Annotated in this window: 23 protein-coding genes, 4 pseudogenes and 2 riboswitches; of the genes and pseudogenes, 16 read left to right on the forward strand and 11 right to left on the reverse strand. The window is 35.6% G+C overall.

What is annotated here, in order from left to right; genetic code table 11:
- Positions 1-97 precede the first annotated feature (97 nt).
- On the forward strand, positions 98-316 hold the full coding sequence (locus tag ASG21_RS12840) for a hypothetical protein (protein WP_056080702.1): 219 nt from the start codon (positions 98-100) through the stop codon (positions 314-316).
- Between the two features lies 1 nt (position 317).
- Here the strand turns inward: ASG21_RS12840 and hisS are convergent, their stop codons facing one another.
- The 3 genes from hisS to ssb form a co-directional block, all read right to left on the reverse strand.
- Positions 318-1,685, reverse strand: a complete 1,368-nt coding sequence (gene hisS / locus ASG21_RS12845) for a histidine--tRNA ligase (RefSeq protein WP_056080705.1) — start codon at positions 1,683-1,685, stop codon at positions 318-320.
- Between the two features lie 139 nt (positions 1,686-1,824).
- Positions 1,825-2,277, reverse strand: a complete 453-nt coding sequence (locus ASG21_RS12850; RefSeq protein ID WP_056080709.1) for an HRDC domain-containing protein — start codon at positions 2,275-2,277, stop codon at positions 1,825-1,827.
- An 18-nt stretch (positions 2,278-2,295) separates the two neighbouring features.
- Positions 2,296-2,631 carry a single-stranded DNA-binding protein gene (gene ssb / locus ASG21_RS12855; protein WP_056082386.1) on the reverse strand — a complete coding sequence of 112 codons (336 nt, stop codon included), beginning with the start codon at positions 2,629-2,631 and terminating at the stop codon, positions 2,296-2,298.
- A gap of 256 nt (positions 2,632-2,887) precedes the next feature.
- Between ssb and ASG21_RS12860 the strand changes: the two genes are divergently transcribed.
- The 6 genes from ASG21_RS12860 to ASG21_RS12885 all read left to right on the forward strand — a co-directional run bounded on the left by ASG21_RS12860 (position 2,888) and on the right by ASG21_RS12885 (position 7,718).
- Positions 2,888-3,331 (forward strand): hypothetical protein, encoded by a 444-nt coding sequence (locus ASG21_RS12860; protein ID WP_056080712.1) that lies wholly within the window; start codon positions 2,888-2,890, stop codon positions 3,329-3,331.
- On the forward strand, positions 3,331-4,425 hold the full coding sequence (locus ASG21_RS12865) for a hypothetical protein (RefSeq protein ID WP_056080715.1): 1,095 nt from the start codon (positions 3,331-3,333) through the stop codon (positions 4,423-4,425). Before ASG21_RS12860 ends, ASG21_RS12865 begins: the two co-directional genes overlap by 1 nt.
- Positions 4,426-4,445: 20 nt before the next feature.
- Positions 4,446-4,901, forward strand: coding sequence for a hypothetical protein (locus ASG21_RS12870; RefSeq protein WP_056080718.1), 456 nt, complete (start codon positions 4,446-4,448; stop codon positions 4,899-4,901).
- Positions 4,902-5,157: 256 nt separating this feature from the next.
- Complete coding sequence (locus ASG21_RS12875; protein ID WP_128414295.1) at positions 5,158-5,790, forward strand: hypothetical protein; 633 nt, start codon at positions 5,158-5,160, stop codon at positions 5,788-5,790.
- A 181-nt stretch (positions 5,791-5,971) separates the two neighbouring features.
- Positions 5,972-6,955, forward strand: coding sequence for a polysaccharide deacetylase family protein (locus ASG21_RS12880; protein WP_056080725.1), 984 nt, complete (start codon positions 5,972-5,974; stop codon positions 6,953-6,955).
- On the forward strand, positions 6,945-7,718 hold the full coding sequence (locus ASG21_RS12885) for a formyl transferase (RefSeq protein WP_056080728.1): 774 nt from the start codon (positions 6,945-6,947) through the stop codon (positions 7,716-7,718). The genes ASG21_RS12880 and ASG21_RS12885 overlap by 11 nt, the downstream gene beginning before the upstream one ends.
- Positions 7,719-7,727: 9 nt before the next feature.
- Here the strand turns inward: ASG21_RS12885 and ASG21_RS12890 are convergent, their stop codons facing one another.
- Together ASG21_RS12890 and pnuC are read right to left on the reverse strand one after the other, a co-directional pair.
- A complete protein-coding gene (locus tag ASG21_RS12890) occupies positions 7,728-8,819 on the reverse strand; it encodes a hypothetical protein (RefSeq protein WP_241773492.1) in 1,092 nt (363 codons plus the stop codon).
- A gap of 101 nt (positions 8,820-8,920) precedes the next feature.
- Positions 8,921-9,517 carry a nicotinamide riboside transporter PnuC gene (gene pnuC / locus ASG21_RS12895; protein WP_056080730.1) on the reverse strand — a complete coding sequence of 199 codons (597 nt, stop codon included), beginning with the start codon at positions 9,515-9,517 and terminating at the stop codon, positions 8,921-8,923.
- Between the two features lie 26 nt (positions 9,518-9,543).
- A riboswitch (TPP riboswitch) is annotated at positions 9,544-9,649 on the reverse strand.
- A gap of 253 nt (positions 9,650-9,902) precedes the next feature.
- On the opposite strand from pnuC, the gene ASG21_RS12900 reads away from it, so the two are divergent.
- Genes ASG21_RS12900 through ASG21_RS12930 form a run of 7 tightly spaced genes read left to right on the forward strand, consistent with a single transcriptional unit; the run spans position 9,903 to position 13,765 of the window.
- Positions 9,903-10,499 (forward strand): HPP family protein, encoded by a 597-nt coding sequence (locus ASG21_RS12900; protein WP_056080733.1) that lies wholly within the window; start codon positions 9,903-9,905, stop codon positions 10,497-10,499.
- A 5-nt stretch (positions 10,500-10,504) separates the two neighbouring features.
- Complete coding sequence (locus tag ASG21_RS12905) at positions 10,505-10,843, forward strand: hypothetical protein (protein ID WP_056080738.1); 339 nt, start codon at positions 10,505-10,507, stop codon at positions 10,841-10,843.
- A gap of 22 nt (positions 10,844-10,865) precedes the next feature.
- Positions 10,866-11,774, forward strand: a complete 909-nt coding sequence (locus ASG21_RS12910; RefSeq protein WP_056080741.1) for a TIGR01777 family oxidoreductase — start codon at positions 10,866-10,868, stop codon at positions 11,772-11,774.
- Positions 11,775-11,799: 25 nt separating this feature from the next.
- Positions 11,800-12,381, forward strand: coding sequence for a GDP-mannose pyrophosphatase NudK (gene nudK / locus ASG21_RS12915; RefSeq protein ID WP_056080745.1), 582 nt, complete (start codon positions 11,800-11,802; stop codon positions 12,379-12,381).
- Positions 12,382-12,402: 21 nt separating this feature from the next.
- A complete protein-coding gene (locus ASG21_RS12920; protein WP_056080749.1) occupies positions 12,403-12,972 on the forward strand; it encodes a hypothetical protein in 570 nt (189 codons plus the stop codon).
- 24 nt (positions 12,973-12,996) lie between these two features.
- Entirely contained in the window at positions 12,997-13,398 is a 402-nt protein-coding gene (locus ASG21_RS12925) for a hypothetical protein (RefSeq protein WP_056080752.1), read from the forward strand.
- A complete protein-coding gene (locus ASG21_RS12930) occupies positions 13,385-13,765 on the forward strand; it encodes a VOC family protein (protein ID WP_056080756.1) in 381 nt (126 codons plus the stop codon). Before ASG21_RS12925 ends, ASG21_RS12930 begins: the two co-directional genes overlap by 14 nt.
- An 11-nt stretch (positions 13,766-13,776) precedes the next feature.
- On the opposite strand, the pseudogene ASG21_RS20610 reads toward ASG21_RS12930, so the two are convergent.
- Positions 13,777-13,894 (reverse strand): annotated as a pseudogene (locus ASG21_RS20610) (Lrp/AsnC ligand binding domain-containing protein); the annotation flags it as partial.
- 1 nt (position 13,895) lies between these two features.
- A pseudogene (locus ASG21_RS20615) lies at positions 13,896-13,964 on the reverse strand (Lrp/AsnC ligand binding domain-containing protein); the annotation flags it as partial.
- Between the two features lie 65 nt (positions 13,965-14,029).
- Here ASG21_RS20615 and ASG21_RS12940 point away from each other — a divergent pair.
- The gene (locus ASG21_RS12940; protein WP_056080759.1) at positions 14,030-14,587 is read left to right on the forward strand and encodes a suppressor of fused domain protein; all 558 of its coding nucleotides are present in this window, start codon (positions 14,030-14,032) and stop codon (positions 14,585-14,587) included.
- A gap of 46 nt (positions 14,588-14,633) precedes the next feature.
- On the opposite strand, the pseudogene ASG21_RS20620 reads toward ASG21_RS12940, so the two are convergent.
- Positions 14,634-14,751: pseudogene (locus ASG21_RS20620) on the reverse strand (Lrp/AsnC ligand binding domain-containing protein); the annotation flags it as partial.
- Position 14,752: 1 nt separating this feature from the next.
- Positions 14,753-15,094: pseudogene (locus ASG21_RS12945) on the reverse strand (Lrp/AsnC family transcriptional regulator); the annotation flags it as partial.
- 152 nt (positions 15,095-15,246) lie between these two features.
- Positions 15,247-15,432, forward strand: a riboswitch (cobalamin riboswitch).
- Positions 15,433-15,797: 365 nt separating this feature from the next.
- Between ASG21_RS12945 and metE the strand changes: the two are divergent.
- Positions 15,798-18,122 carry a 5-methyltetrahydropteroyltriglutamate--homocysteine S-methyltransferase gene (gene metE, locus ASG21_RS12950; protein WP_056080764.1) on the forward strand — a complete coding sequence of 775 codons (2,325 nt, stop codon included), beginning with the start codon at positions 15,798-15,800 and terminating at the stop codon, positions 18,120-18,122.
- Between the two features lie 52 nt (positions 18,123-18,174).
- Here the strand turns inward: metE and ASG21_RS12955 are convergent, their stop codons facing one another.
- Both ASG21_RS12955 and ASG21_RS12960 read right to left on the reverse strand, forming a co-directional pair.
- Positions 18,175-19,176 carry an NADP-dependent oxidoreductase gene (locus tag ASG21_RS12955; RefSeq protein ID WP_056080767.1) on the reverse strand — a complete coding sequence of 334 codons (1,002 nt, stop codon included), beginning with the start codon at positions 19,174-19,176 and terminating at the stop codon, positions 18,175-18,177.
- Positions 19,177-19,180: 4 nt separating this feature from the next.
- A complete protein-coding gene (locus ASG21_RS12960) occupies positions 19,181-19,951 on the reverse strand; it encodes an SDR family NAD(P)-dependent oxidoreductase (protein ID WP_056080770.1) in 771 nt (256 codons plus the stop codon).
- Between the last annotated feature and the right edge of the window lie 11 nt (positions 19,952-19,962).

Raw genomic sequence — 19,962 nt, forward strand, 5'->3', positions numbered from 1 at the left:
GATTCTGAGAATCTGAAAACACAATACATATAAATAAAAGCACAAGTGATGAAAAAATTCCGGTTCATTATGAGCCGGAATTTTAATTTTATACATCATGAAGAATATACTTTTAATTTCATTTGTTGCCATCCTGAATCTGAATGGAACTTCAGTAATAAAATCTGATGTTTACCTTTGCGACAGTCCTGGCGGAAAGAAATACCATTATAACAAGAGCTGCCGTGGATTATCCAACTGCAAACATGAGATTATTAAGGTGAGTCTCAAAAAAGCGCAGAATTTAGGGAAAACGCTTTGTGGATTTGAAGATTAATTTATCCTAAAAACTCCTCCAAAGAAACTGTTTTCTGTTCGCCAGCTTCCAGATTTTTAAAGGTAACCGTTCCATTCTTAATTTCTTCTTCGCCCAAAAAAACAAGATTCCTGATTCCTTTCTTTTCCGCGTAAGTAAATTGTTTGTTGATTTTTGCATTTTCAGGATAAAGCTCTGCCGAAATTCCTTTTTCTCTTAACTGAATGATTAATTTTAAAGCTTCGATGGTTTCTTCACCTCCAAAATTAGCGAAGAGATATTCTACGTTGGACGTAGCATCTTCAGGGAAAAGATTCAACTCTTCCATCACTAAATATATTCTGTCCAGACCAAAAGAAATTCCAATTCCTGGAATATTTTTCACGCCAAAAACTTCGGTTAGGTTATCATAGCGACCGCCACCACCGATAGAACCCATTTGTGCTTCATCAGCTTTCACTTCGAAAATTGCTCCGGTATAATAATCTAAACCACGGGCTAAGGTGATATCAAAAACCAAATTCTTAATGTCAATTCCTAAATTTAAAGACTGAGTAATGACAAATTCCAGTTCCTCTACACCTTTCAAACCGATTTCGTTTCCGACAAATTTTTCTTTTAACTGACGAAGATTTTCCAAAGCATCATTAGATTGTGTGAAAAGAAAATCCAGTTTATCAATCGATTCCTGAGAAATATTTCTCTCCAAAAGTTCTTTTACTACTCCATCTTTGCCGATTTTATCAAGCTTGTCGAGAGCGACAGTAAAGTCAATCAGTTTATCTGTAATTCCGGCGTATTCTGCCAAACCGGAAAGGATTTTTCTATTATTAATATGAATTGTAACGGAAACTTTTAATTCAGCAAAAGATTTTAGATACAATTGCACCAATTCAACTTCCTGCCAAAGACTTTCACTTCCGACAACATCCGCATCGCACTGATAAAACTCTCTGAATCTCCCTTTCTGAGGACGATCAGCTCTCCAAACCGGCTGAATCTGATAACGTTTGTACGGGAAAGTCAATTTCCCGTGATTCATGGCTACAAATCTTGCGAAAGGAACTGTTAAATCATAACGAAGAGCTTTGTCTGTAAGACTTTCGGCACTGAATGGCTTGTCTAAAGCTTTCTGAAAATCAGTCATCATCTGAGTTTTTTTCTCGTCTTTCGCTTCGTTGATGCTTGAATTTAAAATTTTAAAAATCAAACGGTCACCTTCTTCCCCATATTTCCCTGTTAAAGTAGACAGATTCTCAAAACTTGGCGTCTCCAAAGGCTGAAAACCAAAAAGTTCGAAATTTTTCTGTAATATATTGATGATGTATTTTCTTCTTGAAACTTCCAGTGAAGTAAAATCTCTCGTTCCTTTTGCTAAGCTTGGCTTCATATTTTATAAGTAATGAATAATGTGTAATGAGTAATTGCCTGCAAAAATAAGCAATTGAAAGGACTTTTAAATCAATAAAAAAGCCACAGAACGTTCCGTGGCTTCCTAACAATTTATTTTCATCATTTAATTTTCAGAATCATACGCTTTCCAGAATTTCTATAATTTCTTCTCCGTAATTTTCTATTTTATGTTTTCCGAAACCTTTGATATCAAGGAGTTCCTGTTTCTTTGAAGGCTTGTATTTGGCAACAGAAGTCAATTCTTTATTGGTTGCAATAAAATAAGTGGGCAGATTCTGTTCTCTGGCTTTTTCTGATCTCCACATCTTCAGAGCCTCAAAGATTTTGATTTCACTGTCTGTTAAGACATCATCTTCAGCAGAATATTTCTGGGATTTTGTTTCTTTCACAAAATTTGCGGTTTCCGGAAACCTTCTGTAGTACAGAATTACTGACCAGGACTGATCTTCTGTCACGAAAGCCGTTTCAAATTTCACTACTTCATTTTCGACAAGAAAATGATCTACTTTTTGCTGATCGCCCATGAGAAATTCTTCTGCAATTCTCACTTTAAAAACTTTAATATGCATGGCTGAAATATTTTAAATTTAACCCTGTCTGTTGCCTAAAAGCACCAGCTCATCCACTCTTATTTCTGTGATGAATCTTTTGTTTCCGTCTTTATCGTCATACGATTTGTACACTATTTTCCCTTCCACCGAAATCTCTTTTCCTTTCTGTACATATTTTTCCATAATATCAGCCAGCTTACCGTTGGCAACAAGATTGTGCCATTGCGTTTCTTCTACTTTCTCACCTTTTGCGTTGGTGTAGTAATCATTCGTTGCTAAAGATACCTTTGCGATTTTTCCTTTTTCGAAGTTTACGATTTCAACTTCTTTTCCTGTGTAACCGATCAATGTTACTCGATTTCTTAGTGACATAATTTTGTATTTTATTTTGGTTAACTTATTCAGATAAGAGAGCTTCACTTTGTTTCTCAAATCTCTGTTGCAAAGATTCATCATGTTTGGAAATTTATTCGGTATTAAACTGTTTAAATTCGTTTGTAGTCGTTTGAAAACGGATATAATATTGAAAATCAAAATATTATATAAATAAAATAATTTTTATAATCTTTGATTTATTGCGTAAATTTAGCCGTTATCAGAAAACATAAACCAATAATCCGCAAAAAATATGTGCGAAATAAGCAATCAACTCAAATTTTGTACTTGTCTCGACGAAAAGAGCATTGAAAACATTAACTTTCAGAAAAAGCTAGAAAAATTATATAAAAAACAACTTCCTAAATCCAAAGAACCTTTTAGTTGGATTCTCTACGAATATAAAGGAAGTGAGGATAGTGGAATGATGGGTTTGTTAAATATGCCAAGTGAGAAAATTGGTTTTAGCCTATCAGAGGGATTTGTTTTAGATGAAATTAATAATAAAAACTGTTTTGACTTTGACTATAGGCCAAAGGAAGGTGATAATTTGCAAATAAATTTTCAGAGAAATAAATATTGGACAGAATTTTTGTCTTTTATTTTCAGAAATGGTAACTGGGAAGCTGATAGTTATTATACATTTACTGAAATAATTGAACCGAAAAACTACGGAATATTAAAGGTAAACAAATAATGTCTTCTGCTAAAAATGATTTTGTGACAGTGGGCGAATCCCGAAAGGTGGGACAAGATTTGCAAAGCTCAACGGTATTTCTTGTATTAAACTTTTGTAAGAAATTAAAAATCCCCACTTCAATTTCCCCGTATTCGGCAATACCCAAAACGTTCACAGCAGTATTAAATAAAAACCTCAAAATGAAAAATAGACTTTTACTTACCTTGCTTTTGTTTGGACAAATCGCTTTTGGACAGACAGAAAAACACATCAAAGTTTCAGGAACAAAATGTAGTTTGGTTCCACCATCTGGTTTTGTAGTAGCAACAAATTTCAGCGGTTTTCAAAATACTGAAACCGGAGCTTCGATAATGATTAACGAACTTCCCGCACCTTATCAATCTCTTATAGATGGTTTTACAGCTGAAGCTTTAAAATCAAGAGGGATGAACTTGATAAAGAAACACCCTATTAACTTCAACGGCTCTGAAGCTACTTTACTAGATCTTACTCAGTTAGCAAATGGAACAAATTACATAAAACAAATGCTTGTTTTTGGTGACACAAAAGGCACTGTTTTAATAAATGGCATTTATCCGGAAGCATCAAAAGCAATTGAAGAAAAGATTAAAGATGCATTGCTTTCAACTGTTTGTAACAATTCCCAAAACGACAATCCACTTGAGGCAGCAACTTTTACGATTGATATCAAAGACACAGATTTCAAACTGATAAAATATATGTCAGGCAGTTTACTTTATTCTACTGACGGAATAATGCCAACTGAAAAACCGACCTTAATTGTTGGTAATTCACTTGCAAAAGTTCCAACTCAAAATCAAAAGAAATATGCAGAAGAACGACTTAAAAAACTTCCGAGAGGCGAGCATAATACCATCAAAGAAATTAAAGAAATAATTATTGACAATTTAAAAGGATATGAAATTGTTGCCTACGGAAAAACTAAAGATGACAAAGTAGAATTAGTTTATCTGGTGATGCTCTTTAATGAAAATGGTGACTATTACATTATTGTTGGACAATCCAGGGAAGACTTTGAAAAATATTTGGAAAGCTTTAAAAAAATTGCAAAAACGTTTAGGCGTAAGTAAACAAAACTGATAACATCTTAATGACAGACCTGATTCCCACAATAAACAAAACTATTAAGTATGGACTTCAACCAAACTTTAGTTTGGCCGACAGAGAAAAACTGCTGCAAAAGCATCTTGTGAAAATTTACAGCCTGTATTTCGACATTAATTGCACGTTTGACGAAACAGAATACTCTGAAATTAATGAAGTTGATTATTCTGACATAAGAAAAAATGTAACAAGTAATTTTCCAGAATTAGGTTTTTACAAAACTATTCCCAACATTAACGACCTTTACAATTTCACTGATTACGCTACTGGGGACGCATTAGACGACCTTTCAGACATTATTCTACATCTTTTAGAAGTAAAATGGAGAATAGAAAATAATAGTTTAGCAAATGGTTTGTGGTATTTTGAGTTGATTTTTCGTGGTCATACTCAACAGCATATTCTTGATTTATTAAACTATTTGAAACAAAAAAAGGGATAAAAATTTGATGTTAGAATAGTTGAGTGGAACGGCAAAGTTTAACAATGGTTTTATTAATTTGCAAAATATAAAGTTCATCAGACGTAGAAAGCGCTTGCTAAACGAAAAATAAAAGTTCATTGTTAGGTTTTTCGAAGAAATCTTATTATAATTAAACATTTCAGCAAAAAACTTATCGGATTCAGCAATTTTCAATAGATTAGAAAAACATCTCAGATATTAATAAAATGCAATCAACAGGGTCAAACTTGAAACTATGAAGTACAAATTTATAACAATTTCATTCACCTTCCTATTGTGCCAGATCAATGTATTGGCTCAGGATATTAAGGTTAAAAGCAGTTTTGATTATGTTGTCAGAAGTGAGGAAGGAGACTTAAATAATGACGGAAGAAAGGATAAAATTACAGTAGAAATGGATACTGTTGACAGTACACGTCCTCTACGACTGCAGATTTTTCTTTCAAAACCAAACGGAAAATTGGCTTTAGCGGTATCTTCTACGCAGATTATTGAAGCTCAGTATCCTCCGGAAAAAAAGGGAAAGTACAATGGATATCAAATTCCTGATTTTAGAATTGAAAATGGAAATCTTTTAATGTGGAGCGAGATAAAAAGCGGAAATATAACCTATGAATTCAGATATCAAAAAGGGAATTTTGAATTAATAAGTGTAGAAAAGCTTACCAATAATTCGACACAGGGATATATTGATGAAAATACCGTATTTACTGAAACTAAATTTAATCTTGTCACCGGACTAAAAATCGAAAAGGACGATACCAATTCGGAAAAAATACTGAAAAATAATATCCGGAAAAAAACAGTTTTGATCAGACCTTTACCTAAAATACAGGATTTTAAGTATTCTGATAAAGACCGATTTTAACAATAGTGTTGTACCGGGAATCTGCAAAGATTCAAATAACTGAGTTCAAAGAATTCTGAATTATTTCGGAGAATGGTTTAAATTCCGACGTCACTTTTCACTTTAATTCTATCAGGAATCTCTATTTTTGCAATTCAAAAAAAATCTTGTAAAAGCATTATAACCTCACACCATCGAAAACATGACGACAGGAAAATTTGTAATATCTCTGGACTTCGAATTGATGTGGGGCATGAGAGATATAGAAAATACAGCAACTTATGGTCAGAATATTCTTGGCGTACACAGGGTAATTCCCAAATTGCTGAGTGTCTTCCGGCAGTACGGTATAAAAGCCACATTTTCCACCGTCGGATTTTTGTTTTTTGAGAAAAAAGAGGATTTAATCGCCTCAATTCCATCACTTACCCCAACCTATCATGATCAGAATCTTTCACCTTATCTGGGTTATATCGATGAAATAGGACAAAATTATTCCAGTGATCAGTTTCATTTTGCTCCAGACCTGATCAGGGAAATTCAAAAATATCCTGAACAGGAAATTGGCACTCACACATTTTCTCATTATTACTGTCTGGAATCCGGGCAGACGCCCGAAGCATTTAATGAAGATCTGAAAAGTGCTGTTAACATCGCAAAACTTTATAATGTAAATTTGACTTCTCTGGTTTTTCCCCGGAATCAGTTTAATGATAAATATCTGGAGTTATGTGCAGAACATGGTATTCTTTGCTACCGTGGCAACGAACGGTCATGGATTTACAAAGCCACAAACCGAGAAAATCAAAATCTATTTCGCCGTGGTATGAGATTGTTGGACGCATACTTCAATATTTCAGGGCACAACTGTTATTCAGATCAGGATCTTAAAGGTAAATTACCTGTAGACATTCCATCTTCAAGATTTCTCAGACCGTTTTCAAAAAAGATCCAATTTTTGGAAGGGTTAAGACTTAGAAGAATAAAAACGGGAATGACGCATGCTGCAAAAAACAATCTGACGTATCATTTATGGTGGCATCCGCACAATTTTGGTTTAGATCAGGATAAGAATTTTAAATTTTTGGAAGAAATTATGAAACATTATCAATATTTACATTCTGAATATGATTTTCAAAGTTACACCATGACCGCTTTGGCTAAATTAATTCTTAATGAAAAGTAAAAAAATAGTTTTATTAGCAGGAAAAGGTATTTCTACCAACATTGTTTTTAATTCCCTTAATCAGAATTTTGCAGTTGTAACTGCAATAGTTGAAGAGCCTGAAAACCGAAAAATATTTTTAAAAAGACGGTTAAAAAAGCTCGGGTTTGCAACGGTTTTGGGTCAGGTTTTATTTCAGATTTTAATATCAAAACCTCTTTCAGTTTTATCTAAAAAAAGACATCAGGAAATCATCAGCCAATTGGGATTAAATGTTTCCGAAATTCCGGCTGAAAAAATGGTTACGGTAAAGTCTGTAAATTCTAAAACGACACTAGAATTATTACATGAGATAAATCCAGACCTTGTCATCGTCAACGGGACGCGGATAATTTCTAAAAAGGTTTTGTCGTCCATCAATTGTAAATTCATCAACACCCACGCAGGCATTACCCCAAAATATCGCGGTGTACATGGTACTTACTGGGCTCTTGTCAACAATGATCTGGAAAACAGCGGTGTAACAGTTCATTTTGTAGATGAAGGAATTGATACCGGAAATATAATCTATCAAAGTGCTGTTGTTCCTACAGAAAAAGATAATTTCTCTACTTATCCTTTGCTTCAGCTTGCAGAAGGTTTAAGAATTTTGAACCGCGCCATTCAGGATTTTTTGGAAGATAAGCTTGTTGTACAAAAAGAAAAACAACTGGAAAGTCTTCTCTGGTACCATCCAACCTTGTGGAAATATGCGTATCACAGGATATTTAAAGGTGTAAAATAATGTATTTGTTTATCTGAATTCATCTGTAAAAGACTCACAATAAAATTCATTTTGTTTAAAATCTCTTCTGAAATTAGCATGCTGCGTTGCCGTAAAATAATCACAGAAAATCTGATACATTGCAGAATCTTTATGCGTTGCCCGAAGTCCCAGCTGAAAATAAATTTCTAAAATCTGATGCGACAGTTTCTCAACTAAATCGGTTCCGAAACTGTGAATTTCAGTTTGCTTTTCGGGAGGAACTGTTTCAAAATCATTTAGGATATTTTCAATTTCATTAGCAAAATCAATTGTTTTTTCCAGCTCATTACTTATCATTTTGTTAAATGAATCCAAGAGAAGATTAGGCCGTATTATAATTGCTTCCTCAGAAAAATGTGACGCTATACCAAGATAATTGACGAGCAAAGTTAAATCTGCAAAAATCCTGAACGGAATTTTATCTAAAACATCATCAGTAAAAAAATCATCGTACACAAAACTGTATTCTTCCGAAACTTCAACATTTTCTACTTTAAATGAAAACGTTCCCGTAGCCTTCATCCCCATCGATTTCCAGTTCGGGATAATTTCAACTTCATTTTTAGAAATTACAAATGACCGGATGATCTCAGAACCAAATTTATCCAGCAGAGGAATTCCTTTTTCAGTCAGTTTTGCATTCAAGGTAAAATGACTTAAATGTGGTGCTCCCGTTGCAAAATGCCAAAGTCCGTTGATGATAAAGGTTCCGTCATTCTGTTTTTCTGCAGTCCCGCCAATCATACCACTTCCTCCGAAACAGGTTTTTGAATTTGAAAAAAGTGTTGTTGCAATTTCTGGTTTTAAATTTCTTGAGAAAAAATTAGCTCCCGAACACAAAGTCAGCATCCAGCCCAGACTTCCATCTATTTTAGACCAATCGAAAAGGATTTGTAAACCCTGATTTAAACGAAAACCCAATCCACCGTATTTCTTGGGAACCCAAATCTGAAGCAACCGTTGATCATGAATGAGATTCATAATTTGTGGCGAAACTTCAGACGCTCCCAACATTTCATTTTTAATTTCTTCAGGCGTAATCATGACTCTGTTTTCGTTTTGAATGGATGTCTTTGTCATTTGGATTTATGGCTTTTTATTTTTTTAATCTCCCGCTGATTAAGCAGATTCTGCAAATAATAAATCTGAACCATCTGTTGAAACTTCGTGAAGATTTAAAATCAAGCGACTTTTAAAGACTTAGATTTAATAATTTTTCTCCATTCTATATAACCCGAAATCGCTACGATGAACAGGAAAGCTGTCAAACCCGCATACAGATACAACTCTTTATGAATCAACAAAGGAATTGCGATGATGTTGCTCACATTCAGTAAAATCCAGTTTTCAATTTTCCGACGGGCCATCAGCCACATTCCAGCCCATGCAAAAGCACTGACCAGTGAATCTAAAACCGGAACGTCGGAATCGGTAAAACGTGTAAGAAAAATGTAAAAAAGACTGAATGTTCCGACCACAATTCCTGCGGTGATCAGTTTTTCCTGATTAGTTGTTTCAGAAATCTTTGTTTCAGACTGCTGCTTTCCGAATTTCCAGTAAAGCCAGCCGTAAATGCTCATCACCAGATAATAGAGATTGAGTGTAAACTCTGCATACAGTTTAGACTGCATCATTACATACAGCGTGAGTGAAATTCCGGCGATACCGAAAAGATAATTGTTTGAATTGTTTTTTCGGGCCAGTAAAACCTGAAAAATTGAAAAGAAGACCCCGAACCATTCAGGCCAGGTTGTCTTAAGTAAAATTTCCTGCATCAAATTAACTTGTATAAATTAAATGATGAGATGATAAATCAAAAAATCCCTACGTCGGCATTATCCGAATCAGGTGTGGAAAAATTTCCCGGGTATCATCTCAGCCGCAATCTTGCAGCACCCCATTGATGGCGCAAATGTGAGGATTTTTTTTGAAAAATGAAAGGTTTCTATGAGCGATATTTGCATTTCACGCAAATCTTAACAGTTCGTTTGTCATTCTGAAAGAATCTAAGTAACGATGTCGGGATGCTTTCAGCATGACAAAAAGCTGTGTTTACATTCCTCTACTTTCTGAAAGTATTTCCTGTAGATTTACAGCAAAAGATTCTCGCAGTCGTTTACAAACGGATAATTTTTGTATATTTAAATCATAATATCAGAAACTGTGAAGAAAACGTTGCGAAGAACTTACCGTGTATCAAAATATGTAATTTACAGGGAAACGCTCGTCGATTACAAAGAACATTTCTGGTCTTTTCTCGGTGCTTTTTTCGGTATTGGAATTATCGCTTTTCTGCAGTCACAATATCTTTTGGAACAGGAAAATATCTTTCTCATCGGTTCGTTTGGTGCCTCCAGTGTTTTGATTTACGGAGCAATTCAAAGTCCATTGGCGCAACCGAGAAATCTTGTCGGAGGCCATGTGATTTCAGCATTGGCCGGAGTGACAATTTACCAAATTGTTCCGGATATTTTATGGCTTTCCGCACCTTTGGCAGTTGCGTTTTCAATAATTTTAATGCAATACACCAAAACGCTTCATCCACCAGGCGGGGCAACAGCATTGATTGCAGTTACTTCTCCGGGGAAAATTGCTGATTTAGGCTATTGGTATGTGCTTTCCCCAGTTCTGTCGGGTTGCATTATTTTACTTATTGTCGCCTTGATTTTTAATAATCTCACCAAAAACAGAGCTTATCCTACAAGTACAAAGTGGAAACAACTTTTGAATAAAAAACACAAACACAATCTGAAAAATTAATTATTATGGAATGCCTTGAATGTGGCGAAAGAATCATTGGACGGTCCGACAAAAAATTCTGCAATGACGCCTGCAGAAACGCCTTCAACAATAAGCAGAATAAAGATTCCAGCAATCTGATGCGGAATGTAAACAACAAGCTGCGTCGCAATTACCGGATCTTGAGCGAGACCAATATTGAAGGAAAAACCAAAATAGCCAAAACGAAATTGACTGGCTTAGGATTTGATTTTAATTATTTTACACAGATTAAAGTTTATAAAAACGGTTCTGAATACAAATTTGTTTATGACCAGGGATATAAACTTTTGGATGATGATTATATTTTGATCGTTAAGAATTAAAAAAAATATCCAAAATCAATACATGAAAGAAGTCGTAGTAATCACCGGAGCCGGCGGATCGGTCGCAAAAGTTTTAGCAAAAAAACTTGAAAACGAATATACTGTTCGGTTCTTAACACGCACCAAAAGACATGAAAATGATTTTGAATGGAATATTGAAAAAGGAACGGTCGATGAGAGAGTTTTTGATAATGTAAGCCATATTATTCATCTTGCCGGAGCCAATATTTCAGAAAAAAGATGGACAGACGAGCGCAAAAAAGAAATCATTTCCAGCCGTGTGGATTCTGCCCAATTGATCCTGAAAACTTTACAGGAAAAAAATATAAAACTTAAATCGTTTATTTCAGCTTCAGCCGTTGGAATTTACGGAGCGATTACGTCCGAAAAAATATTTAAGGAAGAAGACGAAAAAGGTAAAGACTTTCTCAGCGAAGTTGTCATTCTGTGGGAAAAGGCTGCTGATGAATTTTTAGAAAAAAATGTTGCTGAAAGAGTGGTAAAAGTTCGGATTTCCATTGTTCTTTCTGAGAAAGAAGGTGCCCTGAAAAAAATGGCTGTTCCTGTGAAATTCGGAATTGGCTCTCCGCTTGGAACGGGAAGACAGTACATTCCGTGGATTCACATCGACGACCTCAGCTCAGTATTTGAATTTGCATTGAAGAACGAAAACGTAAAGGGTGCTTACAATGCATCTGCGCCACAACATACCGATAACGAGAATTTCACAAAGGAAATTGCGGAAGTTTTAGATAAACCGATGTTTATGCCCAATGTTCCGGGATTTGTAATGAAACTGATCTTTGGAGAACTCTCTGTGGCGTTACTTGAAGGTTCGCGGACATCATCAGAAAAATTGCAGAATGAAGGATTTCAGTTTAAATTTCCGGGTCTAAAAAATGCTTTGGAAGACTTATTAAAACGCAATTAATTACAATTGAAAGATTAAAAAATTTATGCAAAATACAACCATAAAAGTTGAGAAAACTGAGATCCTTTCGGATAACTGGTACACTTTAAAAAAGATCACTTTTACCGTTCAGAAAAAGGACGGAACCACCGAAACCCAAAGCAGAGAAGCCTACGACAGAGGAAATGGAGCCGTGATTTTATTGTATAATACCAGTACAAAAAACGTAATTTTGACCAGACAATTCCGAATGCCCACTTTTATTAGCGGAAATGCGGACGGGATGATGATCGAAGCCTGTGCAGGATTGCTGGATGATGACCATCCTGAAGAATGCATTATCCGTGAAACTGAGGAAGAAACAGGTTACAGAATCACCAAAGCAGAAAAAGTTATTGAAGCCTATATGTCGCCCGGATCTGTAACAGAAATTCTTCACTTTTTCATCGCCGAATATGCTGAAAATATGAAGATCAATGAAGGAGGCGGACTGGAAGATGAAGGTGAAGATATTGAAGTTTTGGAAATCGGAATCGACAAAGCGCTGCAGATGATTGAATCGGGTGAAATAAAAGATGCGAAAACCATTATGCTGCTTCAGCATGTCAGGCTTAAAAATTTAGTGTAGATTTATTTTAAAATTAAAAATATGAAATTGCAATTTTCTTTAATACTTTATCTTTTATTTTCTGCCGTTGCATTTGGTCAGAAAAAAGAAGTATTAAGTTCAAAGGATCAACATGCTGTAGAGCATTTTAAAACGGAATACAAAAAGAAAAATTATAAAAAATTCGAAGGAAAAACAGTCCCAACTGCCAACCAGATTCTTTTTGATGATAAGTTAGTTTTTATTGACAAATCTGATAAAATGACCGCTTCTGTCATGTTGCAAGGTTTGATCTACCCGCAATTGCTTACAGATTATCAGATGCAGAAATTTCTGGATGAAACTACAGACAGAACTCAAAAAAGATTTTTAAAACTTCAGAAAGATCCCAAAGCTTCATTTGACGTGAATAATATTTTGGTGAAAATTACTGAGCTTCCTTTTTTAAATCCAACTGACAAGGTAAGGAGATTTAGATTGACCACGAAAAACAAAAATCTTCCAAATTCAATTAATTATTTTATTGAACTTACAAATTCTAAAGCTGTTAAAAATATGAATTTTGAGGAGTTTGTGAAAGATGCAAAGCTGACGTATCTGGATCAGGAATAGAAAGATATTGTAACGATAAAGTCAATGAATTATTTGGAAAAGAAAGGTCAGAGAAGAACTCTTTCTATTTTTGCTGCCATTTTATTGGTAAATTTGAGTACTATTTATCTGTATCATTCGCCCCGACCGGAAATTGACCTTCAAAAATTAATCTCACAGATCATCCGCTTTTTCCTGACCGCAGGACTTCTGTATTTAGTTTATATTGGTAAAAACTGGGCGAGGATTCTGTCAATAATCTTATTTGCAATAGCTGTTATTTTGGCACTCTTCTTCATATTTTCATCAAATTTCACTCCTGTCCAGGAAATTCCGTTTTACGTAATGATTTTTATCTACTTAGATGCAATTTATCATTTTGGGTTTTCCGAAAATTTTAAAGCATTTATCGGGTATCAGAAAAGAGTTAAGAATGAAAATAAATAGTATCGACCATCTTGTTTTAACCGTCGGTGATGTTGATAAAACAATAGAATTTTACACTGACATTTTAGGTTTCGAAGTTGTAACATTTGGAGACAACAGAAAAGCTCTGACTTTCGGAAATCAAAAAATCAACCTTCATCAAAAAGGAAAAGAATTTGAACCGAAAGCTGAACACCCAACTTCTGGCTCAGCAGATTTATGTTTCATTGCAGAAACAAATATTGAGGAAATTGTAGAAGAACTAAAAGTAAAAAACGTTGAAATCGTCGAGGGAATCGTTGAGAGAACCGCGGCTCTGGGAAAAATCAAATCGGTATATTTCAGAGATCCCGATTTCAATTTGATTGAGGTGAGTAATTATTTTTGATATTCACTTTCCTAAATACTCAATCCATGCGTATTCTTCACCTCCGCCATTACAAAAGTGCTGTGCGTGCTTCCGATAGAATCTACTGATCCCAGTTTATTGAAAACAAAATCCTGATAATGTTTCATANCCGTACCTGAACTTTCAGCAGAAAATCAAAATCACCTGAGATGTTGTAGCATTCGGCAACTTCATCAATTTTATATCTTGAGTTGAGCGGTAAATGTTTAATTTTATTATTTTTACGGAAAGGATACAAATCAAATGACTCCAATAGAAAAATATCTTGAACATTTGGACAACATATTCCAGCAAGAACCTGAATTTTATAATAATGAAAGTTTAACTGAAGGAATTAAAGGTGTAACATCAATTGTTTACAAAAATATTCCGGACGAAGGCTTCATAACAGCCATAACTTATGGCCTTTCATTGGTTACCCATCCTGATTGGAAATCTGGCAGACCTGAATTGTGCATCTCCGTGGAATCTGAAAATCTTGATTGGGGAATTGTTGCAGGTTTTATAGCCAATCAGCTGAGAGGACAATGTCCTTTTAGTTATGGAGAAGTAATTGATTTTGGAGAGCAAATAAGCGAAGATTCTGAAATGGATGCATTTTTAATATTTGCACCGAGCACTTTATCAAAAGAAGATTATTCGGATGTTGATATTGGGGCAGATTACAAAATTAATATTGCTGGACTTTATCCCATTTATTCATCAGAAATTGCTGTTTACAATGAAATAGGGCTTGAAGAATTTTGGTTTCATCCAGATTTTGACAATTATAGCACTACGAGAAAAAAAATAGAAGGTTGAATAAATTAGTAATTCTTCCACATTTCTTCATAATCCTATCACTTTCCTAAATACTCAATCCATGCGTATTCTTCACCTCCGCCATCACAAAAGTACTGTGTGTGCTTCCGATAGAATCTACTGATCCCAGTTTATTGAAAACAAAATCCTGATAATGTTTCATANGCGCACCTGAACTTTCAGCAGGAAATCAAAATCGCCTGAGATGTTGTAGCATTCGGCGACTTCATCAATTTTCAAAATATCTTCCACAAACTGATTTCCTACCGAACGGTCATGAATTTTCAGTTTGATCTGACAGAAAACCGTAAAACCACGGTTGAGTTTTTCAGCTTCCAGAACAGCTGCGTAATGTTTGATAAAGCCGTCCTGTTCGAGTCTCTTTACTCTCTCAAAAACTGGCGATGTCGAGAGATTTACTTCGGCTGCAAGTTCTTTGACGGTCAGTTTTGCGTTTTTTTGAAGGATTCTCAGGAGCTGAATATCCTTCTCATCTAATCTTTCCACGGAATAATATTCTTTTTAACACTATAATTTTCAAATGTAAAGAATATTAATCTGATTTAAATAATTTAAACCAAACAATATCCTTTATTTTCCAATTTTAACCAATCAATTCACTTAATAATTATCTTTACCAAAGAAATTGTTCTTTCACATACTTCATCAAACGGAAAGGTTTTATATAAAATAAATGAAAAGGGAATCGTGTGAAAATCACGAGCTGTCGCGCAACTGTAAGTAATATCCCAAAAGTTTCTGTCCACGAATATCCACTGTGAAAACGGGAAGGATGACAGAAACTGTTACAAGTCAGGAGACCTGCCTTTACCGAATGATCAGTGCTCTCGCGGTTGGAGTTTTTGGATTGATAGATGGTATTGAATATATTGAGTTTAAATTTAAACGCAAAGATTTTTTATTGTAAACGCAAAATTTTAGGGAGCAAAAAGTTGCGATTTAATCGCTGATGAAGCTCATTTATAAACACAAGCTTTATCAAATCAATTTATTGATTCGGTCTTTGTCTGCTTAAATATTTTTAAGTTTAAGTTAAAACTTTGCCTTTAAAAAGCATAAGATTAAAAAACCAATTAAAGAAATCTCCTCTATTCAAAGTATCTAAATTCTCAAAAACTCCTACTAACAAAGCATTTCGAAGCATCTGAAGAACTTTTAAAATCATTAATTATTAAAAGTTTAAAAGAAAATGCAAACACACATTCTTGGCTATCCGCGTATTGGTAGCAACAGAGAACTCAAAAAAGCCTGCGAGCAGTATTGGTCGGGCAAAATTGTTTTGGACGAATTACTGGAAGTCGGAAAAACCATTACTCAAAACAACTGGAAATTACAGCAGGATACAGGAATAGACTGGATTCCCTGCAACGATTTTTCATATTATGATCAGGTTTTGGATATGACTCTTACAGTCGGAGCGATTCCGGAGCGTTATCAGGAAATTGCTTTCAAAAAATCTGAAACTGATCTGTATTTTGCGATGGCAAGAGGCTTTCAGAAAGAAGGTTTGGATATTACGGCAATGGAAATGACCAAATGGTTTGACACCAATTATCACTACATCGTTCCCGAGTTTCAAAAGAATCAGGAGTTCAAATTATTCTCCCACAAAATCATTCAGGAATTCATCAGTGCCAGACAGGCTGGAATCAATGCAAAGCCCGTAATCATCGGTTTACTGACTTATTTATTATTAGGTAAAGAAAAAGAGGAAGGTTTTGATAAATTAGATTTAGCACAGAATTTATTGCCGGTTTATATCCAGATTTTAAAAGAACTTGAAAATCACGGTGCGGAATATATTCAGTTTGATGAGCCGTTTTTAGCTTTAGATTTAAATGAAAAAGCCAAAGAAACGAATCAGTTCATCTATGCTGAAATCAGAAAAGAGTTCCCGAATCTTAAATTCATCGTGGCAACTTATTTCGAAGGTTTAAAAGACAATCTTTCATTAGCGACTTCCCTGCCGATCGATGTTCTGCATATTGACCTGGTGCGTTCGCCTGAACAGTTGGATGAAGTTTTAAATTCAATTCCAAATACTTTAAGTCTTTCGCTGGGAATCGTTGACGGAAGAAATATCTGGAAAAATGATTTCACACAATCTTTGCATTTCATTAAAAAAGCAGTTGAGAAAATCGGCTCGGACAGAGTTTTTATTGCACCTTCCTGTTCATTGCTCCACTCTCCTTTCGATTTGGATTCAGAGAAAAACGAAGATATTCTTTCTCCTGAGATTAAACAGTGGATGGCTTTTGCCAAACAGAAAGTTTATGAAATCGTAAACTTGAAAAAATTAGCGTCAGAAAATCCGGATTACAATACTTTGCAGAAATTAGCCGAAAATAAAAAGGCAATTGAAAACCGTAAAACATCTTCATTAATTCACAATCAGGACGTGAAAAACCGTGTTACTGTGACGACAGAAGAAGATGCGCAGAGAAATTCTCCATTTAACATAAGAAAAGAAACTCAGCAAAAAGTATTGCAGCTTCCTCTATTTCCAACGACAACGATTGGCTCGTTTCCGCAGACAAAAGAAGTGAGAACGTGGCGTTCGAAATTTAAAAAAGGAGAATTAAATGCCGAACAGTACGATACTTTACTGAAACAGGAAACCGAAAGAACCATCCGTTGGCAGGAAGAAATCGGAATCGATGTGTTGGTTCACGGAGAGTTTGAGCGAAACGATATGGTGGAATATTTCGGCGAACAATTGGCGGGATTTGCATTTACTCAAAACGGTTGGGTTCAAAGTTACGGAAGCCGTTGTGTGAAACCACCTGTGATTTTCGGAGATGTTCACAGACCGAATCCGATGACGGTGTACTGGTCTGAGTACGCTCAGTCTTTGACTCAAAAATGGGTAAAAGGAATGTTGACGGGACCTGTAACGATTCTTCAATGGTCATTTGTGCGTGACGACCAGCCACGTTCGGTAACCTGTAAACAGATTGCTTTGGCGATTCGTGATGAAGTGAATGATCTGGAAAAAGCAGGAATCAGAATTATTCAGATTGATGAACCTGCGATTCGTGAAGGTCTTCCGTTGAGAACATCAGACTGGCAGAATTATCTGAAATGGGCGGTTGAAGCTTTCAGAATTTCGGCAAGCGGTGTGGAAGATGCCACGCAGATTCATACCCACATGTGTTATTCAGAATTCAATGATATCATCCAGAATATCGCCGACATGGATGCCGATGTCATTACAATTGAATGCTCCAGAAGTCAGATGGAACTGCTGAATGCTTTTGCAGATTTCAAATATCCAAATGAGATTGGTCCTGGAGTTTATGATATTCACTCGCCAAGAGTTCCGTCAAAAGATGAAATGGTGGAATTGCTGAAAAAAGCACAAGCCGTCATTCCGGCGCAGCAACTTTGGGTAAATCCTGACTGTGGTTTAAAAACCCGTCATTGGGAAGAAACGGAAAAAGCACTGATTGCAATGGTAGAAGCTTCGAGGGAAGCATCTGAAACTTTTGAAAAAGAAAGAAATTTAGTTCAGTAAATTACTAAGGCAGGAGTTTAAAAAACTCCTGCCTTTTTTAAACTTAAAAATCTTATTTTATCTTAATCACCACCTTTCCTTTTGCACGGCCACTTTCAACATATTTTACGGCTTCATTGGTATTTTCAAATGGAAAAACTTTATCGATGACAGGTTTTATCTTACTTGCTTCTATCAGTTTTGTAATTTCTGCCAACTGTTTTCCATCAGCTTTCATAAAGAGAAAAGAATAATTCACATTTTTTTTCTCTGCAATTTTTCTGATTTTACTGCTCATCAGTTTTATTGCAAATTTTACATACCATGGAAGATTAAATTCTTTTGCAAACACAGGCGTTGGCGGACCGGAAATGGAAATTATTTTACCGCCGGGTTTTACAACATGAAAAGATTTCTCAAGCGTTTTGGGATCCTGACTGTTCAAGACCATATCGTAACCGCTCAACAGATCTTCGAAATTCTGTTTTTTATAATCAATCAGAACATCGGCACCAAGATCTTTTAAAAACTCATAACTTTTTTCACTGGCTGTGGTTGCTACCGTCGCTCCCAAATGTTTTGCCAACTGAATGGCGAAGCTTCCCACTCCACCCGATCCGGCCTGTATGAAAACTTTCTGACCTTTCTCAATATTGGCTCCTTCAACCAAAGCCTGCCAAGCCGTCAACCCAACCAAAGGAATGGAAGCTGCCTCCTCCATCGTCAGGTTTTTTGGTTTTAATGCAACATCTTTTTCATCGATCGAAATAAATTCCGAAAAAGTTCCGATGTGAAAATCTGCAGGTCTGGCGTAAATTTCATCACCCACATTAAAGCTTTTCACTTTTGAACCGACTTTTATGATGACGCCTGCCACATCGTGACCGAGGATCAACGGCAATTTGTACGGGACAATCAATTTGAACTCGCCACTTTTTAATTTTGAGTCTAAAAGATTAACACTGGCAGCGTGAATCTCCACCAGAACTTCATTTTCTTTCAATACCGGTTCCGGAACATCCACCAATTGCAGGTCACTGTCTTTTTTGTAACGGCTGATACTAAATGCTTTCATGTTTTCAGTTTTGTTTTAAAATTTGTTCCTGATTTTTTGGATTGACCAACCCGAACGTTAATTTAGGGAAAAATCGGTTCAGATAATACACCAACTTCGCATCACCGATTCTGATGGTGAACTGATCTTTTTTTAATCCATTGATCAAACCTTTTACCAATTCTTCAGTTGTGATTTTTTTATCTTTTCTGGCAGCAGTCATTTCTGTATTAACGACCGGAGGAAGCAATTCAAATATTTTTACTTTGCTGTTGCTTATTCGCAGATGTTCTCTGAGTGATTTTGTATAAAACGCCAAAGCCGTTTTGGATGCTGAATAGGTTGCTTCAACCAATGACGGAACATAACTCAGAATCGAAGTCGTATTAATAATCGCTGTTTCTTTTCTGGACTGAAGCATATTCAGGAAAATATTATTCAGCCGGATGACGCCCAAATAATTGATTTCCATTTCGTAAGCAGCGTTTTCCAGATGCTTTTCGTTGGGAACTCTTAAGTTTATAGGAGCAGATCCCACACCAGCATTGTTATACAGAATATCAATACCGCCAAGCTGAGAAACTTTCTCAAAAAGCTCCCGCGCATCTTGTGCCACCGAAACATCACTTTTGATCACCGTAAGATTGGGATACTGTCTTTTAGCCAAATCTAATCTCTGCTGATTCCGGCCTGTGATGATGACTTTAGCTCCGATTTCTGAAAACTGCTTTGCTGCTTCCAGACCAATGCCGGAAGCTCCTCCAGTAATTAAAATTGTTTTTCCTTTTAGTTCCATGATTGAATGTT

The sequence above is a fragment of the Chryseobacterium sp. Leaf394 genome, from assembly GCF_001424105.1.
In the GTDB taxonomy this organism is placed as follows: domain Bacteria; phylum Bacteroidota; class Bacteroidia; order Flavobacteriales; family Weeksellaceae; genus Chryseobacterium.

Coding starts and splice junctions, on each gene's coding strand:
- ASG21_RS12875 (WP_128414295.1), top strand. CDS start 5,158: ATGAAGTACAAATTTATAACAATTTCATTCACCTTCCTATTGTGCCAG.
- ASG21_RS12960 (WP_056080770.1), bottom strand. CDS start 19,951: ATGGAACTAAAAGGAAAAACAATTTTAATTACTGGAGGAGCTTCCGGC.
- ASG21_RS12955 (WP_056080767.1), bottom strand. CDS start 19,176: ATGAAAGCATTTAGTATCAGCCGTTACAAAAAAGACAGTGACCTGCAA.
- ASG21_RS12890 (WP_241773492.1), bottom strand. CDS start 8,819: ATGACAAAGACATCCATTCAAAACGAAAACAGAGTCATGATTACGCCT.
- hisS (WP_056080705.1), bottom strand. CDS start 1,685: ATGAAGCCAAGCTTAGCAAAAGGAACGAGAGATTTTACTTCACTGGAA.
- ASG21_RS12850 (WP_056080709.1), bottom strand. CDS start 2,277: ATGCATATTAAAGTTTTTAAAGTGAGAATTGCAGAAGAATTTCTCATG.
- ssb (WP_056082386.1), bottom strand. CDS start 2,631: ATGTCACTAAGAAATCGAGTAACATTGATCGGTTACACAGGAAAAGAA.
- ASG21_RS12910 (WP_056080741.1), top strand. CDS start 10,866: ATGAAAGAAGTCGTAGTAATCACCGGAGCCGGCGGATCGGTCGCAAAA.
- ASG21_RS12940 (WP_056080759.1), top strand. CDS start 14,030: ATGACTCCAATAGAAAAATATCTTGAACATTTGGACAACATATTCCAG.
- ASG21_RS12840 (WP_056080702.1), top strand. CDS start 98: ATGAAGAATATACTTTTAATTTCATTTGTTGCCATCCTGAATCTGAAT.
- ASG21_RS12870 (WP_056080718.1), top strand. CDS start 4,446: ATGACAGACCTGATTCCCACAATAAACAAAACTATTAAGTATGGACTT.
- nudK (WP_056080745.1), top strand. CDS start 11,800: ATGCAAAATACAACCATAAAAGTTGAGAAAACTGAGATCCTTTCGGAT.
- ASG21_RS12930 (WP_056080756.1), top strand. CDS start 13,385: ATGAAAATAAATAGTATCGACCATCTTGTTTTAACCGTCGGTGATGTT.
- metE (WP_056080764.1), top strand. CDS start 15,798: ATGCAAACACACATTCTTGGCTATCCGCGTATTGGTAGCAACAGAGAA.
- ASG21_RS12860 (WP_056080712.1), top strand. CDS start 2,888: ATGTGCGAAATAAGCAATCAACTCAAATTTTGTACTTGTCTCGACGAA.
- ASG21_RS12885 (WP_056080728.1), top strand. CDS start 6,945: ATGAAAAGTAAAAAAATAGTTTTATTAGCAGGAAAAGGTATTTCTACC.
- ASG21_RS12865 (WP_056080715.1), top strand. CDS start 3,331: ATGTCTTCTGCTAAAAATGATTTTGTGACAGTGGGCGAATCCCGAAAG.
- ASG21_RS12925 (WP_056080752.1), top strand. CDS start 12,997: ATGAATTATTTGGAAAAGAAAGGTCAGAGAAGAACTCTTTCTATTTTT.
- ASG21_RS12920 (WP_056080749.1), top strand. CDS start 12,403: ATGAAATTGCAATTTTCTTTAATACTTTATCTTTTATTTTCTGCCGTT.
- ASG21_RS12880 (WP_056080725.1), top strand. CDS start 5,972: ATGACGACAGGAAAATTTGTAATATCTCTGGACTTCGAATTGATGTGG.
- ASG21_RS12905 (WP_056080738.1), top strand. CDS start 10,505: ATGGAATGCCTTGAATGTGGCGAAAGAATCATTGGACGGTCCGACAAA.